The following is an 18,369-nucleotide window of genomic DNA, read 5'->3' as shown; positions in this document are numbered from 1 at the left end:
GCGGTGTCCCCTCCCTTTCAAGAAAGGGAAGAGGCGAGGCATGCCCCGCCTCTTACACCACATCTCTGCGCGCTACCACTGTTGCTAAGCGAATAGCATTTACATCCAAGAAGATAATGAACATAACCTATAGTATGTTCATTAAAAGTGGCTCCAATATGCCTTAAACCAGTCAGGTTGGCTGTTTTAGGGGGCTGTAGGGGTCGCCCGAACGTCATTTTGGGTGGTTTTGCCTGCTACTAAAATGGTAACAGTACTCATATTTGCCCTTTTTTGCCCACAGACCTTTGAGGTCGCGGCGAAAAGGGCTTGTTTTGATTGTTTGGCGCAGGCGCGAGGCACGGAAACGATGTCTGGAGGGGCGGAGCGGCTTGGAATTCATCCGTAGAGGTCTTCATTGGCTACGCCAGAAGTGCCTCCAGGTGCCGGCACAAAAGGAGCGCCCCTAACTGCCGCAGGGGGCGTCGGCCACGGCCGACGCCCCCTGCGGGTGTAAGCAGATTTGGCTGCGCGTTACTTGTCGGTGCCCAGCTTGTGCGGCTTGTAGGCGAGGGCATTGACGAGTGCGTCGCCGGCGGACTTGACGGCTGCCGGCTGCGGATCGTTGACGTGGTCCTCGGGGTGCACGGGCAGGTCTTTCTTGACTGCATCGTGGATCAGGTTGAGGTACTCGGTCACGCCGGTGGTCGACAGGTGCGTGCCGTCGCCGTCGAACAGGTCGTTGCGGTTGGTGCTGTACCCGTACCAGTCGATAACGCGTACATTCTTGTAGCGCGTGGCGGCGTTGGCGATGGCCTGGTTCGTGGACCCGACCCACGGCTGCGGGCTACGCGTGTTTACAAACACGACAATACGCTGCTCGCCGGCGTCGGCCATGATCGCGTCGACCTGGGCGTCCGTTACCAAACCGTTGGTGCCCAGGGCAAAGACCACGATCTTGCCGGCAAGGTTCTGCTGGATATAGCCCTCAAATGTCGCGCGGCCCGCATCAAACTGGCGGCCCTTTTCGGCATCGATATGGCTGTGCGGAAACACACCGTCAAAGGAATCAACGGCGCGTAGCGACACGGAGTCACCGATCATCAACAGGTCGTAGGAGCCATCGGGGAAGCCGTCGTTGTTCCTGTCGGTGTCGTCGGCCGCCTGCTGGTCGGTGGGCGCGGTGTTTTTGGCTTCCTTGTTCAGAACCTCGGCGCCCTCGCCGCTCAGCGCAGACGTCTCGGGCACAAAGACCAGGCCGCCCAGTGCAACGACCAACACGACAGCGCAGGCTGCGCAGGCAGGGACGTGCGCGCGTGCCCAGTTGGCGGGCGTGGTGGTGCCATCGCGGAACTCGGCGACGGTGCGGCCGAAGGCGCCCTTCCTAAACGGCGTTTCGATAAAGCGATAGGAGCACTCGGCTACGGCGACCACCACAAGTACCTGCAAGATGTACTGCCACCAGGGCGTATCGTTGATGTTAGCGACCGGGTTCATGAGCAACAGCAGCGGATAGTGCCACAGGTAGATGCTGTACGAGCGTTTGCCAATCCACACGAGCGGCTCGGCGGACAGCGCACGGGCAACCATTCCCTGGGGCTGCACGCAGGCCGCGATGACCATGAGCGTGAGGATGGAGCATAAAAGCGTGCCGCCGCGATACTGGAACGCGGTGTAGCCGTTGGTGAGCGCGACCATGGCGGCAAGGCCAACCAGGCCCACGACGCCCAACACATCGATGGATGCGGGCGAGGACCAAAAGCGCACGAGGGCGCTCGGCTGTGCCGGGGCGGTCTCGGCTGATTCGTCGGCCTTCTCGCCAGGCTTGCCCTCGGCGCTCTTGCCATGTTTGGCGGCGCCAGCCAGGCGATTGAGCCCCAAACGATGTGCGAGACGCACCGGCGCCAGGTCGCGATCGGGGATAAAGGCCATCCAGGCACCCAGCAGCAGCGAGAACACGCGGGTGTCGGTGCCGTAGTACACGCGGCTGGGGTTGGCGGCAGGGTTGTAAAGCACCATCATGGCGAGGGCAGATACCGCGGCAAGGCCCAGAACCACGCGGCGCGTGTTGGGCTTGCTCACATGCATGGATACCATGGCAAACAGCAGTGGCGGCCAAATCAGGTAGAACTGTTCCTCGATGGCAAGCGACCAAAAGTGCGTGAGCGGCGAGGGGTCGCCCAGAGCATTGAAGTACGAGACGTTTTGGGCAATCTGCCACCAGTTGTTGAAGAACAGCAGCGACGGCAAGATGTCGGGGCGCATCTTGGTGAGCATCACGTGGTTAAAGATGGTGCACAGCGCGCAGGTCACGCACACTACCGTTACCACGGCGGGGACCAGGCGACGGATACGGCGAATCCAGAAGCTCTTAAGGTCGATGCGGCCGGTCTTGGCGACTTCGTTGAGCAGCAAGCGCGTGATCAGATAGCCCGAAAGCACAAAGAAGATCGTGACGCCGAGCAGGCCGCCCTGAGCCCACGTGAGGTTGAGGTGATAGAGCACCACCGCGACGACGGCAAGCGTGCGCAGGCCGTCGAGCGCAGGAATGTAGCGGGACTTGGGACGAGCGGGCGCCTGCTGGTCGGTAGCGGACGAGCGTGTGGCGCCGGTGTTGGTCTTGGCTGCATAGGCGCCCTTGTTGGTGGGCGTTCGATGCGGGCTCGGGCCACGTCGCGACTCGCCGGTGCGGCGGTCGGCGCGCGGGCGTTCGTGCGGCGCCTGGTTATCGGGCGCGCGGCGCGGGCCGCGTGGGCTCGATTGCGGGAATTGTTCCATAACACATCATCCAATGACGAAAATAATCAGCACATATTCATTGTAGCTGCCTGCTCCTGTGAATGCTTGCTGCTGGCGCAACCTCAAGGGCGCGTTCACATCAAAGTGAACTAAAGTTATAGAGGTGCGAGAGCGCACGATCGACGGCCGACGGTGGGCATAAGGCCCGCAGATGAGGAGGTTTCCATGGCAGATCGCGGCATCGTTGCGGTGTTCGGCAGCATGAACATGGACCTTTCGGTGGCGTGCGAGCGCATGCCGCGCGCGGGCGAGACCGTCGGTGGCAGCGGTTTTATCACCAACGCCGGCGGCAAAGGCGCTAACCAGGCCGTGGCTGCCGCGCGCATGGGCGCGCGCACGCGCATGATCGGCGCGGTCGGGCGCGATGCGTTTGGCGATGCGCTGGTGGCGGGGCTTCAGGATGCCGGCGTGGACTGTGACTTTGTGGCGCGTCGCGATGACGTGGAGACGGGCACGGCGACCATCATTCGCTGTGAGGGCGACAACCGCATCGTGCTGTCGCCGGGCGCCAACCATGCGCTTGCGGGCGAGGACGTTGCCTGCGTGCTGAGGCACCTGGTGGCCGATGAGTTCGATGGCGATGCATGCGAGTTCGCTCCGGCGGCTGGCAGCGTTTTTATCGCCCAGGGCGAATGTGACCTTGCAGCGACTGCCGAGGCGCTTGTTTGCGCTCACGAGCTGGGGTTCTATACGGTCTTTAATCCAGCGCCCGCCTGTGAGTTGCCTGCGGAGGCCTGGCTTGCGGTCGACTTGGTCTGCCCCAACGAGACCGAGTGCCAGGTTCTGACGGGTATCCTGCCCAAGGACGATGAGAGCTGCGCCGCTGCGCTCAACGCCCTGCTTGCTAAGGGCGCCGGCGCTGCGGTCATCACGTTGGGCGGCGCCGGCTCGGTTACGCTCGGCGATGGCGGTGATCTGCTGCGCATGCCGGCGCTTTCAAGCACGGTAGTCGATACCACGGCCGCCGGCGATACGTTTATCGGCGCGTTGGCGGCGGCTCGTCTAGAGGGCTTGCCGCTCCTTGAGTGCATGGCCGCGGGTGCTCGCGCCTCGGCAGTGACGGTGTCGCGCCTGGGCGCGCAACAGTCGATTCCCACGCGCGCCGAAGTTGAGCGTGTGTTTGATTTAGACGATTTAGTACAAGACGGAGAAGCGGAGTAGAACAATGGCAATCAAGAAGCTGATCCTCGATCTGGATATGGGTGTGGACGATGCGATGGCGCTTGCCTATGCCATCGCGAGCCCCGAGGTGGAGCTCGTGGGCATCACCACGTGCTTTGGCAACGTGCGCGTTGAGCAATCGGCGCACAACTGCCTGGCGGTGCTCGATCTGCTGGGTCGCCCCGAGGTGCCGGTGTACCTGGGCGCCGATCGTCCCATTAAGGCGACTGAGCCCTATACACCGCCGGCGTCCACCACGCTCATCCACGGCAAGAACGGCATTGGTGGGGCGAGCGTGCCCGCGTCGCCGTACGAGCCGGTGGGGGCGACATCGGCTGATGGCAACGCTGCGGTCGATTATCTGATCGATGCCGCGCGCACCTATGGCCCCGATCTGATCTACGTGGCGACCGGTCCGCTCTCCAACCTGGCACTTGCCTTGGAGCGCGATGCGGCGGCGATGATGTCTATCGGTCGCGTGGTCGTGATGGGCGGCGCCCTGACCGTGCCCGGAAACGTGAGTGCGGGCGCCGAGGCCAACATGGCAAGCGATCCCGAGGCGGCCGATGCCGTGCTACGTTCGGGCCGCAAGCTCACTATGGTGGGTCTGGATGTGACGCATCGCGTGGTGCTCACGCGTCGCGACATTGCCGGCTGGACGGGCTCGGGCACCATGGCCGGTTGCGCATTTGCGAGCATGGTGGAGCACTACATTGGCTCGTACGAGATGAACGACCCCTACCTGGGTGGCTGCGCGCTGCACGATCCGCTTGCCGTCGCTGTGGCGATTGACCCCACGCTCGTGGGTGCGCTCGGCTGCAATCTGCGTGTTGATCTGCTGGGCGAGTATCGCGGCCGCACCATTTGCGACGAGCGCCGCCTATCCGATCCGGACAAGAGCGCGCTTGTGGCACTGACCGTGGATGCCCCGCGCTTCCTGTCTGAGTTCAAGACACGTATGGCCCGCATCCTAGGCTAGGCTCGGGATCGAAGCACGCCCATCTGCTCGATGTGGCCGCTGGCGGGCCGACATCTACCGTTCACCAGCCCGATGGTCCCCGGGGCGGGGAGAGCGCTATAATGCATTCTGCATCTTGGATTGTTACTCCTGTGTGGAGGCATGCCCAAGAGCAATACAACACGGATTGTTACGTAAGGCATGACCGCAATAGCACTGCTATTGGCTATCATGCCTTTTTCTGTGAGTGTTCTTGAAAGGAGGTTCACCATGCTTGCAATTAAAAAGCTTAACAACAACGCGGTTCTTTGCCGTGACGGACAGGGGCGAGATGTCATCGCCATGGGTAGGGGCGTCGGTTTCGGCGGAGATTTTCCTCGAGAGCTCCCTCTTTCTAAAATCGAGCATACGTTTTACGACATTGATCCTAAAGGACAAGATGTCATGAGGGATCTTCCCTCGGATATCGTGATGTTTGCGGCGAAAGTTATGGACATCGTTGCCAACGAACTGCCCTACGACCTCTCGACCAATGCGACGCTGTTCATGGCTGATCACCTGTCGTTTGCCGTTGCGCGAGCCCAAAAGGGGGTCCGCATCGCGATGCCTCTTGCCTATGAAGTGCGGGAGACGTATCCGAAGGAATACAAGGCTGCCCAGTTTATCGTCATGCGACTCGAGAAGGAGCTCGGAGAGCGGCTTCCCAAGGATGAGATTGCCAGTATTGCGATGAATCTCGTGAACGCACGGGTTGTTGAAGCCGTCAAAGCCACGGCCGAGCCCGCAAAGCAGTTCGACGATATGCTCGAGGACGTTATCGAGATTCTCGAAAGCGATTTCCGCATTATTGTCGACCGCGATTCCTTTGATTTCACCCGCTTCGCCACGCATCTGCGGTACCTGTTCAAGCGCATTCAAGCCGGCGAGTCGCTGAACAGCGCCAACATGCAGATGTACAAGAACTTTCGTGAGGAGTTTCCGCAGTTGGCAGAGTGCGTGAAGCATATCGGTTCCTATTGTCGTGAAACGTGGGACGCCACGCTCTCCGAGGAGGAGGAACTCTATCTGATGATCCATCTCAACCGGATCATCTCCAAAAAAGGATTGTAACCCGTAGCCATTCGGGGCATGACCTTTGCCGATTCGAACAGTAAGCCAAGATTGTGCAAAGGAGCCAATGATGGCAAATTACAAAAAGGTGGCAGAGCAGATTCTCTCCACTGTGGGCGGGGCGGAAAACGTGGCTTCGGTTACGCATTGCATGACGCGCCTGCGCTTCAGCCTCAAGGATGAAAGCCTCTCGAATGATGAGAAGCTTGAGGACATCTCGTCTATCATCAGCGTCGTGCACGCCGGAGGGCAGGTGCAGCTGGTGATCGGGCCCACGGTCGACAAGGTCTACGACGAGGTTTGTAAGCAGGGCGGATTCGAGGTCACGGTATCGATTGACGAGGAACTCGATGGCCCTCAGCTTAGCTGGAAGGAGCGCTTGGCACCCAAGCACCTCTTCAATCAGCTGCTCGATGCCGTGAGCGGCGCTATCACCCCGATCCTTCCGATCTTTTGTGTCGCCGGTATCTTCAAGATGCTCGTTATTCTGTTTGGGCCCGAAGGCGCCGGTTTTATGTCCGAAACGAGCGACCTGTATCGGATCCTTTCCCTGGTGGGCGATGCGGCGTATTACTACTTCCCGGTGTTTGCCGCCTATAGCTCGGCTAAGAAGTTCAAAACGAGTCCTGTGCTGGCACTGCTCATCGCCGTTGTGATGATTTACCCCGACATGCTCGCTATTGTTGAGGACGGAAAGCCTTTCAGCGTCTTCGGCATCCCCATGCAGCTCGTCAACTACACCCAGGCTGTTCTTCCGGTCATCTTGATCACCTGGGCCCAGTCCTATGTTGAGCGCTTCTTTAAGAAGATCTCGCCTGATATGTTGCGCGTTCTGATCGTACCCGTGGGTACGGTGCTCGTGATGTTGCCGGTCGCGCTGTGCCTCTGCGGCCCTGCCGTCCAATTTGTCATGGGCCTTGTGGCCGATTTCATCATTTGGCTCGCCTCTGTTGCCGGTCCCGCTGCGACCGCGGTTATCGGCGCATTCTGGAATCTGATCATCGCCACCGGCATGCACGTGCCGATCTATACCGCCATATTGCCCGCCGCGCTCCAGAACGGTTACGACGCCATCTTATACCCCGGCGCCGCGGTTGTAGCCTACACCACGCTTGCCATCGCGCTCGCCTATGGCCTGCGCGCTAAGGACAAGGAGAATCGAGCCACGGGCTGGAACTTGTTCATCACCTATGCCTTCGGTCGCGTGAGTGAGCCCATCATCTACGGCATCCTGTTTCGCGACAAGAAAGCTCTTGCCTGGAACATGATTGGTGGTGCTGTCGGTGGTCTGCTGGTAAGCCTTCTTCATGCCAACGTCTATATCTTCACTGGCGTTGGTTTCCCATGGATGAACGTGCTCATGTTTGCTCAGGATATCATCCCCGGCACCATCGGGTGTCTTGCTGGCGGTGCCGTGACGTTTGCGTTGGCGATGGTTTTTGGATTTGATGGACAGGAGAAGATGCCGTTGAAGTCCAAGAGCGGCGATTCTGAGGCCGTTGAATCCGTCGAGGCATAAGAGGCTACTGCACAAATATGCTCCCCAGCCGTTGCGCGGTCCGACCCCTTGGCCGCGCAACGGTACTGTGCTGTTGCACGGCACTTGCCGAGTCCGTTGCGTTCGACAGCGTGGGCCGGGAATTTGATAGAAAGGACGACACCATAATGTTTAGAGAAGATTTTTTATGGGGCGGGGCTCTGGCTGCAAACCAGTGCGAGGGAGGATGGAACGAAGGCGGTCGCGGTTTAGCCAATTCCGACATGCTGCCGTTTGGCGATCAACGCATGGACGTCATGCGGGGAGACCTTGATCCGCGTGCGTTGGCACCCGACAGCTTCTATCCCGCTCGCAAAGGCATTGATTTTTACCATAGGTACAAGCAGGATATTGAACTGTTTGCCCAGATGGGTTTTAAATGCCTGCGCTTATCGATCGCCTGGAGCCGCATTTTTCCCAAAGGAGACGAAGCCGAGCCCAATGAAGAAGGCCTTGCCTTTTACGAGGATGTTTTTAGGACGTGCCGCGCGCATGGCATTGAGCCTTTGGTGACGCTCAACCACTATGATGTCCCCATGCATCTCGTCGATGCGTATGGCGGATGGCGCGATCGCAGGTTGGTCGACCTGTTCGATCGATATTCGCGTACCGTGTTCGAGCGCTATCGGGGATTGGTCAATTATTGGCTGACCTTTAACGAGATCAACATCATGACGCAGGCGTGCTTTATGGCGGCGGGGATCATCTTCGAGCAAGGGGAGAATCGCTATGCAACGGTTCACACGGCCGTGCACCATGTATTGGTTGCGAGTGCCCGTGCGGTCGGGGCGTGTCATGAACTGTGCCCCGGGGCGAAGATCGGTTGCATGCTCAACGCAGGTGTCTTCTATCCGGCTACATGTGATCCGGACGATGTGCTGGCTGCGCAGGCTGAGAATCGCAGCCATTACATGTTTACCGACGTCCAGGTGCGCGGTGCGTACCCGAGCTATGTTCTCAAGGAATACGCCCGCCATGGTTTTGAGGTGCCCTATCGGGATGATGACCGCGAAGTACTGGCTGCAAACCTGGTCGATTTCGTCTCGTTTTCGTATTACTCGACGCGCGTCGCAAAAGCGCATGCGGAAGGTCAGCTCGATTCGAACCTTCTTCGCTCGGCGCCTAATCCGTATCTAAAACAGGAGCCTTGGGGGAGGTTTATCGACCCCAAAGGGCTGCGCGTCACCATGAATGAAATCTGGGATCGCTATCAAAAGCCGCTGTTCATCGTCGAAAACGGTTTGGGTGCTCCTGATGTGCCGGAAGATTCGGGTGAAATAGAAGACGACTATCGAGTTGAATACCTGCGGGCCCACATCGAGGCGATGAGGGAGACCGTCGAGCTCGACGGGGTGGAACTCATGGGATATACCTGTTGGGGCCCGATCGATTTGGTTTCGGTCGCCACAGGACAGATGCGTAAGCGCTACGGGTTTATCTATGTCGATCGAGACGATAGCGGTGCGGGCTCGTTTGAGAGACGTAAAAAGAAAAGCTTCGAATGGTACCGACGCGTAATAGCAAGCAATGGCGAAGACCTTGCGTAATAACGTTAAGATGGACAAATGCGCCCGTTGGGGGAATAGTCGTGCCACTTCGCTTGACAACAGGCTAAACTAGCTATTAAACATTTACTATTCTGTTTAGATTGAATTTGCGGTCGTTTAGTTGCCGAGCCACGGGGCGGTCAAGCCACGATGCTCGGCCGCGACCGATGCTAGGGGGAACGATGGCTAAAGCAAGCGTCCGCGAGATCAGCCGCATTACCGGCTTTTCGCCCGCAACCGTGTCCAACGCGCTCAACCGCAAGCGCAGCGTGAGCGAGGAGACCGCCAAGGTCATCCTAGAGTGCGCGCAGTCGCTTGGCTATCAGCAGTCGACGCAGCTCGAGAGCATCCAGTTTGTGCTTGCGCGCAAGACGGGCGCCATCCTGGACGAGAGCACCTTCCATCCCGCGGTCATCGAGGGCGTGGAGCGCCAGGCGCGTCGCCACGGCATGAGCACGAGCTTTGTCTCGCTCGACTTTAGCGACCTGGACGCCGTGCGCCCGCAGGTCGAGGGCCTGATCGCCGACCCGTCGGCCGCCATCGTGCTGATGGGTACCGAGCTGGGCGAGGAGGACTACGCCCTGTTCGCCGACGCTGCCGCCCACCTGATTGTGCTCGACGGCTGGAGCGATCGCCAGTACTTCGATGCCGTAGTCATCGCCAACACCGATTCGGTGCTGCGTGCCGTGGATTACCTTATCGAGAAAGGCCACAGGCAAATCGGCTATCTGGCGGGCGACCTTCGGATCCGCAACTTTAAGGACCGCGAGCGCGGCTATCGCCAAGCGCTTGAGGACGCGGATCTTGAGGCCAACCCGGCATGGCACGTCACGCTGGGTACCACGCTCGAGGGCGCTTATCACGACATGGGCGTGTGGCTCGACAACGTCTCGCGCGACGATCTGCCGACGGCTTTCTTTGCCGAGAACGACGTGCTCGCCGTGGGCGCCATGCGCGCGTTCAACGAGCACGGTATTCGCGTGCCCGAGGATGTCTCGATCATCGGCTTTGACGACCTGTCGTTGGGCGCCTTCTCCAATCCGCCGCTCACCACGGTGCACGTTCCCAAGCACGAGGTGGGCGAGATCGCGGTGCGCCGCCTGGTGGGCAACATCCGCAATCCCAAGAGCTATACCTGCAAGACGGCCGTGTCGACCTATTTTGTCGAGCGCCAAAGCGTGCGTGAGATCTAGGCAAAGGCAACGCTGGGCCGTAGGGAGGCAAAGCTCGCTAAGGCAGCCATACATAACGCTACTAAGAGAGGGTCCTTTGGGCCCTCTTTTTGATGCCCTTGTATGTTCAGTTTGTTTACATACCGTTTAGGCTGATTTCTCTACCGTCTACGGGTATTTCGCGTTAAACTTCTAAACACTGGAGTAAAACATTTAGTAAACAGAACAAAACGAAACACACGTCTGTTTACTGAACATGTGACTAGGGGAGGACGTACATGGATAAGATCAAGCTCGGTTTTGTGCCCACGCGCCGCAGTATCTTTAGCGCGCCGGACGCAATCAAGTATCGCGGCCTGACGGCTGATCGCCTGCGCGAGATCGGCGTCGACATCGTGGATATCGACGACATCAATGAAGAGGGCCTGCTGTTCGACGACAGCCATATCGAGCCCATCGTCAAGAAATTCCGCGCCGAGGGCGTCGATGGCATTATGCTGTGCCACGCCAACTTTGGCACCGAGTACGTTTGCGCTCGCCTTGCCCGCGAGCTCGGTCTACCCGTACTGCTGTGGGGTCCGCGCGACGAGCGCCCCGAGCCCGACGGCACACGCCTGCGCGATAGCCAGTGCGGCCTGTTCGCCACCGGCAAGGTCCTGCGCCGCTTCCAGGTTCCCTTCACCTACATGACCAACTGCCGCCTGACCGACCCCGAGTTCGAGCGCGGCGTTTGGGACTTTTTGGCCGTTTGCAACGTGGTCAAGACCTTCAAGCACACCCGCATCCTGCAGATGGCCACCCGTCCGTTCGACTTCTGGTCGACCATGTGCAACGAGGGCGAGCTGCTCGAGAAGTTCAACATCCAGCTTTCGCCTATCCCCATGACCGAACTTGTCCAGGCTGTGCGCGACGCCCAGGCCGACGAGCAGGCCATGGCCGCCATGCTTGCCCACATCAACGACAGCTTTGAGATCTGCATCCCCGAGGACAAGGTCCCCGCGGTCGCCGGTCTTGCCATCGCCATGAAGCGCTTGGTCGAGAAGTATGGCTGCAACGCCGGTGCCATTCAGTGCTGGAACGCTCTGCAGGACGAGCTGGGCATTATGCCCTGCGCCGCCAACGCCATCCTCAACGAGATGGGCATCCCCGTCGTGTGCGAGACCGATATCCACGGCGCCATCACCGCGCTGATGGTCGAGGCCGCCGACCTGGGCCGTCACCGCGGCATGTTCGCCGACTGGACCGTGCGTCATCCCGACAACGAGAACGGCGAGCTGCTGCAGCACTGCGGCCCCTGGCCCTGCAGCTGCGCGGCCGTCAAGCCCAAGCTCACCTACCCGCTGGCGTTCGATCACCCCGGCGCGCTGACGGCCGAGGCCAAGCACGGCGACCTCACCCTTGCCCGTTTTGACGGCGACAACGGCGAGTACTCGCTGCTGCTGGGCAATGCCCGCGGCATCGACGGCCCGGCCGGCATGGGCACCTACCTGTGGGTCGAGGTCGACAACCTCAAGCGCCTCGAGGCCAAGATCGTTGAGGGTCCCTACATCCACCACTGCGTCGCCATTCACGCCAACGTGGTGCCGGTGCTCTACGAGGCGTGCAAGTACATCGGCATCGCCCCCGACCTATACGACCCTATTGAGCAGGACGTTAAAGCTTACCTGCGCGGTGAGTAGGGTCGTGCCTACTTTGTAGCAACGAGCCGGCGCGCTACCACAGCACCCAACCTTGCGGTTCAAGCCGTCGCTTGCGTACCAAAGTACGCGGCGCTCCTCTTTCACCGCAATCTTGGGCACTGTGGAAACGCGGTGGCTCTGACTTTAGAAATTCCCTGAAAGGAGTTTTTCGTGGCAACTATCGAAGAGCTTGAGTCCCTGCGTTGGGACCTTCGCCGCGATTGCGTCGATATCATCATGGCTGGTGCCGGCGGCCACATCGGCGGTGACATGTCGGTGATCGACGCCCTCATGACCCTCTACGCCAACCACCTCAACATTTCGCCCGAGACCGTCGACGATCCCAACCGCGACCGCTTCGTGCTCTCCAAGGGCCACGCCATGGAGGCCTACTACGCGGTGCTCTGCCACGAGGGCTATCTTGACCTCGATGACGTCAAGGCCCGCTTCTCCAAGTTCGGCAGCCCCTACATCGGCCATCCCAACAACAAGCTCAAGGGCATCGAGATGAACTCGGGCTCGTTGGGTCACGGCCTGCCCGTTGCCGTGGGCATGGCGCTCGCCGGCAAGATGGACGGCCGCGACTACCGCGTCTACACCATCATGGGCGATGGCGAACTTGCCGAGGGCTCGGTCTGGGAGGGCGCCATGAGCGGCGGCAACTACCAGCTCGATAACCTGTGCGCGCTCGTGGACCGCAACCGCCTGCAGATCAGCGGCAGCACCGAGGACGTTATGAAGCAGGACTCGCAGGAGGAGCGCTGGGCCGCCTTCGGCTGGAACGTGCTCTCCATTCCGGGCAACGACGTCCAGGCCATCGACGCCGCGCTGACGCTTGCGGCCGAGACCTGCGGCAAGCCCACGGTCATCATCCTCAACACGGTGAAGGGCTATGGCTCGCCCGTTATGGAGGACAAGGCCTCCTGGCACCATCACCTGCCCAACGATGAGGAATATGCCCAGATCATCGCCGATTTCGCTGCCCATAAGGAGGCCATCAATGGCTAACAAGATCGCCAATCGCAAGGTTATCTGCGACACGCTGCTCGAGGCCGCGAAGACCGATAAGGATATCGTCGTCCTGTGCTCCGATTCCCGCGGTTCCGCATCGCTCACGCCCTTCTTTGATCAGTATCCCCAGCAGTCCGTCGAGGTCGGCATCGCAGAGCAGGACCTGGTGAGCATCGCCGCCGGCATGGCTTCGTGCGGCAAGAAGGCCTGGGCCGCCTCGCCGGCGTCCTTTGTGACCACGCGCTCGTATGAACAGTGCAAGGTCGACGTCTCGTACTCCAACACCAACGTCAAGCTCATCGGCATCTCGGGCGGCGTGTCCTACGGCGCCTTGGGCATGAGCCACCACTCCGCGCAGGATATCGCCGCCATGAGCGCGATTCCCAACATGCGCGTGTATCTGCCGAGTGACCGCTTCCAGACCGCCGAGCTCGTGCGCGCCCTGGTCGCCGACAACAAGCCGGCCTACATCCGCGTGGGCCGTAACCCGGTCGAGGACGTGTACACCGAGGACGAGTGCCCGTTCCAGATGGATCGCGCCACCTGGGTGCGCCGCGGCACCGATGTGACGCTCGTCGCCACCGGCGAGATGGTCCGCCACGCCGCGGATGCCGCCGACCTGCTGGCCGAGCAGGGCATTTCGGCAACGGTGCTCGACATGTACTGCGTCAAGCCGCTCGACGCCGAGGCCGTGATTGAGGCCGCCGGTGCCACGCGCGCCGTCGTGACGGTCGAGGAGCACAGCCCCTTCGGCGGCCTGGGTTCTATGGTCGCGCAGGTGGTGGGCGAGCATTGCCCGCGTCCGGTCAAGTGCCTCTCCCTGCCCGACGCGCCGGTCATCACCGGCACGAGCCCCGAGGTCTTCGCACACTACGGCCTGACGGGTGCCGGAATCGCCAAGACCGTTGTCGAGTTCCTCGGCAACTAGTAGAAACAGACGCTGCGCGGCCGCCAAGCACCGCACCTTGCCGTTCAAACCGTCGCTTGCGTACACAGAGTACGCGGCGCTCCTCTTTCACGGCAATCTGCGGCACTTGACGGCCGCTCGCTCCTTGTCCGTCAGGTCGTCTTCGATTTGACGGAAGGAATGGGAGAGTACATGAGCAAATACATCATCGGAATCGATCAATCCACGCAGGGCACCAAGGCGCTGCTGGTGGACGAGGGCGGCCATTTGATTCATCGTGCCGATCGCTCGCATCGCCAGATTGTCAACGAGGCCGGCTGGGTGAGCCATGATCCGGCCGAGATTGCCGCCAATGTGCTGGCCGTGGCGCGCGCTGTGGTGGAGGAGACCGGGGTCGATCCGGCCGACATCGCCGGCATCGGCATCTCCAACCAGCGCGAGACCACCGTTGCCTGGAACCGCACGACGGGCGAGCCGCTGTGCGACGCCGTGGTGTGGCAGTGCGCCCGCGCCCGCGAGCTGTGCGACAAGCTGGCCGCGCGCGAGGGCGTGGCCGAGCTGGTGCGCGACACGACGGGCCTGGTGCTCTCGCCCTACTATCCGGCGGGCAAGATGGCCTGGATTCTCGCAAACGTGCCGGCGGCTGCCGAGGCCGCTGCGGCGGGCGAGCTGTGCCTGGGCACCATCGATGCCTGGGTGGTTTGGACGCTCACGGGCGGCGCGGAGTTCCGCTGCGACTGGTCCAACGCCAGCCGCACGCAGCTCTTTGACCTGCGCCGTGGCTGCTGGAGCGAGCCGGTGTGCGAGGCCTTTGGCGTCGACGTGGCCTGCCTGCCGCAGGTGACCGATTCCGACGGCCTGTTCGGCACGACGGATCTGGGCGGCTTTTTGCCGGCGCCCGTGCCCATTCACGGCGTGCTCGGCGACAGCCACGCGGCCTTGTTTGCCCAGGGCTGCCATAGTCGCGGCATGGCCAAGGCGACCTATGGCACCGGCAGCTCGGTCATGATGAACGTCGGCAACGAGTTCGTTGCCAGCTCGCACGGGCTTTCGAGCTCGCTCGCATGGCGCATGGACGGCGTGACCGAGTACGTGCTCGAGGGCAACGTGAGCTATGCCGGCGCCGTCAAGACGTGGCTGCGCGACGACCTGGAGCTCATTAATAATCCCGAGGAAGTCACCGACTTGTGCTACGCCGCCAATCCGGCGAGTCGTGTCTACTTTGTGCCGGCGTTTACCGGCTTGGGCGCGCCGCACTGGGCGAGCGACGCCGAGGGCTGCGTCTTTGGCATGACGCGCACCACGGGTCGCGCGGAGTTCGTAAAAGCTGCAGACGAATCGATTGCCTATCAAATCTTTGACGTAATTGACGCAATGGTCGAGGATTCGGGCGCGGCACTTGCCGAGCTTCGTGTTGACGGCGGCCCCACGCGCGACGCGTACCTGATGCAGTTTGAGAGCGACTTGGTTGGCTCGCCCATCCGCATCGCGAGCAACGACGAGATGAGCGGCCTGGGTGCGGCCTGGGCCTGCGGCATTGCGCTGGGCATGTATACGCGCGATGTCGTCGACGTCTATGGGGCCCGCGGCATCGTGGAGCCTGCCATGACCGCCGACGAGCGCGCCAAAAAGATCACCGGCTGGCGCCACGCCGTAGCCGCCACCATCTCGTACACTGCCTAGCATGATTTTTCTGGGACGGGGATTAAAAACCCATCGATCCCCGCCCCAGGCAGCTCATTTGGGACGGGGCTTTTTTGACTGGTATGATTGGTGCGACCATTTGAACCAGCTAAAAGAGCCCCGTCCCAAATTGACTACCGAGAGGATCTGCCATGGAGCGCATTGCGAGTTTTTCCGTTGACCATCTGCTGCTTGAGCCCGGCGTGTATGTGAGCCGCATCGACCGCGATCCGGCGACCGGTGCTGCCGTCACCACGTTTGACCTGCGCCTGACCACGCCCAACAAGGAGCCGGCCATGAACACGGCCGAGTGCCACACCATCGAGCACCTGGGCGCGACGTTCCTTCGCAACCATGCCGAGTGGTCGAACAGCATTGTCTACTTTGGCCCCATGGGCTGCCGCACGGGCTTTTACCTCGTCGTGTTTGGCGAGGTGACGAGCGAGGAGATTCTGCCGCTCGTGCGTGAGCTGTTCGAGTTTGTCGCCGGCTTTGAGGGCGATGTCCCCGGTGCCGCTCCCGAGGAGTGCGGTAACTATCTGGACCAGAACCTCCCCATGGCAAACTGGCTCGCACGCCGCTATCTCGACCGTGACCTGGCCGATATCGATGAGAAGCACCTGCATTATCAGCAGGCGTAAGGGCTTTATCGCCTAAAACGCGCGCATTGGGCGCCTTCGCTTATGCGGGGGCGCCTTTTTGTTGAGTGGTCGGGACGAGCGTTCAAAATCGCTCATGTTTGTTCTAGAATGTTCGTATGGTCACATTTACGAACAGGAGTGAACATGCATATCTACTCTGTCTCTGATCCCGAGTTCAAGTCCTATGGCAACGTTTGGGACGACGTTCCGTCCAGCCTGACCGCTCCACTTATCGAGGCGCTCGCGGCTACGCCCATCCCCGAGGGCAGCAAGTACGTAGCAAGCGCGCCGGAGCTCGAGGGCGTCAAGGATGCCGATAAGCTGGGCTTTCTCATGTTTGGCGGCCGTCCCTTCCAGCTCGGCTGGTGCAACGGCCACAATACACGACTCAACTGCCTGGAGTATCACCGTGCCAGCGAGTTCAACCTGGGTGCGCGCGACTTTATCCTGCTCGTGGCGCATCGCTGGGAGATCGAGGACGGCAAGCTCGACACCGCGTGCGTCAAGGCGTTCCATGTACCGGCGGGCAAGGTCGTTGAGGTCTTCAACACCACGCTCCACTACACGCCGTGCATGGTCGACGACGGTGGCTTCCAGGTGATGGTCGCACTGCCGGCAGGTACCAACGGTCCGCGTCCCGAGGCTGCGGCCGACATTCCTACCGCCGGTGACAGCTACTGCTACTGGAAGGCCGACAAGTGGGTTCTCTGCCACGCCGACAGTCCCAAAGCTGCCGAGGGCGGCTACGTGGGCCTCACCGGCAAGAACCTCGACATCACCTGCGACTAACCCCAAACCACCACAAAGGTGCCTGTCCCCTTTGTGGTGGTTTGTCTGCAGCTACAGCTGACTTCGCAGGTAGTCAGCCATATAAGGAACAGCGAAACGCACATACCCGCGGCGGGCCTGTTCGATCACGCCGGCGTCGATAAGACGGCGGCGATACTTTTGCGCGTAGTCGGGTGTGACCGACATTCGCTCGGCCACATCGGAAATGCGTGACACGGCATCTTCGCCGCCTTCGTCGTCGGCCATTGCGGCGAGAAACGCGACGTCTTGGTCCGATAGCGCGGCGAGCGTCGTTTCACAAACATCGTTTTCGAAATCGGCCTTTGACGCTTCGATAGCTCCGTCGACTTGCTCTGGCGTTACGCGTTTTCCGGCCTCGCAACGATTGGCGATGTTGTAGCCGATGAGCTGCAGCATATAGGGCGAACCTTGGGTTGCACGAGCGGCACGGAGGCGAAGATCGCCTGGAATATCAAGGTTGAGCTCTTCGAAAGCCCGTTGATAATATGCATCGACATCTCCGACTGAAAGCGGTTCGAGCGTGACTTTGCATGCGCGGTTGAGAAATGTCAGTACGCGGTCGTTGAGTGTCGCGGAGACTGCTCCCGGGAGGCCCGCCATGACGAGCGCGACGTTGAGTCCCTCGCCGACGAGCTCTTGATAGGCGGTGACGAGCTGTCTGATCTCGGGTGAATTTGCTTGGAGCTCGTCGATAAGGACGAGGGTGCCGTGTCCCTGCTCGGTCAGTTTGCGCGCGAGCTGCGTGAGTTTGAACTGAAAGCTCTTGGTCTCCTGCACGTCTCGTGTGAACTCGAGGCCTGCCGAGAACCCAAAAACACTTAGACTGCCGCTCGTGAGTTTGGGAAGGCGGCGTTTATTGACGTACGGCTCGCCTGCTTCCTGGATTTTCTCAACAATGCGCTCGAGCATATCCTCGGAGGCTACGGTGGGCGTGGCGACAACAAAGCCGAGCTTGCGTGCGCGATCGGCAAGTTCCCACAGCAGAACCGTTTTGCCGCTGCCTCGCTGGCCGAGCATGAGCATGGCTCGGTCTCGATTGCCCGGCTCCTGCTCAAGGCCGGAGATGAATGTTGAAATTACACTTCCTCGCCCAACGAGATAGGATGGGCGATTTCCAAATGAAGGGGAGAAGATGGTTTCAGTCATAAGTCTCCTTTCCTTTTTTTCCTATTTTTTCCTTTTTTTCCTATTCAGTCAAATTGCCTGCTGGCCGAGGGCGGCTATGTGGGATCGCCGCCCCCCCAAACCACCACAAAGGTGCCTGTCCCCTTTGTGGTGCGCCTTTGGTTGCCTTTGCCTTGGGGGGTGTTCCTATAGTTTTGTCAACTGGGAAATGCTGCCCGCGCGACTGAATCGCGGCATGCTGACGCCAGGC

Annotated in this window: 14 protein-coding genes; 12 read left to right on the top strand and 2 right to left on the bottom strand. The window is 60.6% G+C overall.

What is annotated here, in order from left to right:
- Positions 1-513 precede the first annotated feature (513 nt).
- On the bottom strand, positions 514-2,757 hold the full coding sequence (locus ABHT90_RS09460) for an acyltransferase family protein (protein ID WP_346982332.1): 2,244 nt from the start codon (positions 2,755-2,757) through the stop codon (positions 514-516).
- A gap of 186 nt (positions 2,758-2,943) precedes the next feature.
- Between ABHT90_RS09460 and ABHT90_RS09455 the strand changes: the two genes are divergently transcribed.
- From ABHT90_RS09455 to ABHT90_RS09400, 12 genes are all read left to right on the top strand, one after another.
- Positions 2,944-3,939, top strand: coding sequence for a ribokinase (locus ABHT90_RS09455; RefSeq protein WP_346982331.1), 996 nt, complete (start codon positions 2,944-2,946; stop codon positions 3,937-3,939).
- Positions 3,940-3,943: 4 nt separating this feature from the next.
- Complete coding sequence (locus ABHT90_RS09450) at positions 3,944-4,918, top strand: nucleoside hydrolase (RefSeq protein ID WP_346982330.1); 975 nt, start codon at positions 3,944-3,946, stop codon at positions 4,916-4,918.
- Between the two features lie 249 nt (positions 4,919-5,167).
- Entirely contained in the window at positions 5,168-6,007 is an 840-nt protein-coding gene (locus tag ABHT90_RS09445; protein ID WP_229030469.1) for a PRD domain-containing protein, read from the top strand.
- A 70-nt stretch (positions 6,008-6,077) separates the two neighbouring features.
- A complete protein-coding gene (locus ABHT90_RS09440) occupies positions 6,078-7,526 on the top strand; it encodes a PTS transporter subunit EIIC (RefSeq protein ID WP_346982329.1) in 1,449 nt (482 codons plus the stop codon).
- 146 nt (positions 7,527-7,672) lie between these two features.
- Positions 7,673-9,091, top strand: coding sequence for a 6-phospho-beta-glucosidase (locus ABHT90_RS09435; protein WP_346982328.1), 1,419 nt, complete (start codon positions 7,673-7,675; stop codon positions 9,089-9,091).
- A gap of 182 nt (positions 9,092-9,273) precedes the next feature.
- Positions 9,274-10,284 (top strand): LacI family DNA-binding transcriptional regulator, encoded by a 1,011-nt coding sequence (locus ABHT90_RS09430; RefSeq protein ID WP_192923971.1) that lies wholly within the window; start codon positions 9,274-9,276, stop codon positions 10,282-10,284.
- A 257-nt stretch (positions 10,285-10,541) separates the two neighbouring features.
- A complete protein-coding gene (locus ABHT90_RS09425; RefSeq protein ID WP_346982327.1) occupies positions 10,542-11,942 on the top strand; it encodes an L-fucose/L-arabinose isomerase family protein in 1,401 nt (466 codons plus the stop codon).
- A 171-nt stretch (positions 11,943-12,113) separates the two neighbouring features.
- Entirely contained in the window at positions 12,114-12,950 is an 837-nt protein-coding gene (locus tag ABHT90_RS09420) for a transketolase (protein ID WP_346982326.1), read from the top strand.
- On the top strand, positions 12,943-13,881 hold the full coding sequence (locus tag ABHT90_RS09415) for a transketolase family protein (protein ID WP_346982325.1): 939 nt from the start codon (positions 12,943-12,945) through the stop codon (positions 13,879-13,881). Before ABHT90_RS09420 ends, ABHT90_RS09415 begins: the two co-directional genes overlap by 8 nt.
- Positions 13,882-14,052: 171 nt before the next feature.
- Positions 14,053-15,543, top strand: a complete 1,491-nt coding sequence (locus tag ABHT90_RS09410) for an FGGY family carbohydrate kinase (RefSeq protein WP_346982324.1) — start codon at positions 14,053-14,055, stop codon at positions 15,541-15,543.
- Between the two features lie 152 nt (positions 15,544-15,695).
- On the top strand, positions 15,696-16,184 hold the full coding sequence (locus ABHT90_RS09405) for an S-ribosylhomocysteine lyase (protein WP_346982323.1): 489 nt from the start codon (positions 15,696-15,698) through the stop codon (positions 16,182-16,184).
- Positions 16,185-16,328: 144 nt separating this feature from the next.
- On the top strand, positions 16,329-16,973 hold the full coding sequence (locus ABHT90_RS09400) for a DUF4867 family protein (RefSeq protein WP_346982322.1): 645 nt from the start codon (positions 16,329-16,331) through the stop codon (positions 16,971-16,973).
- A gap of 51 nt (positions 16,974-17,024) precedes the next feature.
- Here the strand turns inward: ABHT90_RS09400 and ABHT90_RS09395 are convergent, their stop codons facing one another.
- Positions 17,025-18,140, bottom strand: a complete 1,116-nt coding sequence (locus tag ABHT90_RS09395) for an ATP-binding protein (protein WP_346982321.1) — start codon at positions 18,138-18,140, stop codon at positions 17,025-17,027.
- Positions 18,141-18,369: the final 229 nt, after the last annotated feature.

Source organism: Collinsella aerofaciens, assembly GCF_039758815.1.
GTDB lineage: Bacteria > Actinomycetota > Coriobacteriia > Coriobacteriales > Coriobacteriaceae > Collinsella > Collinsella aerofaciens_BP.
This window is presented reverse-complemented; position numbering and strand designations above follow the sequence as displayed.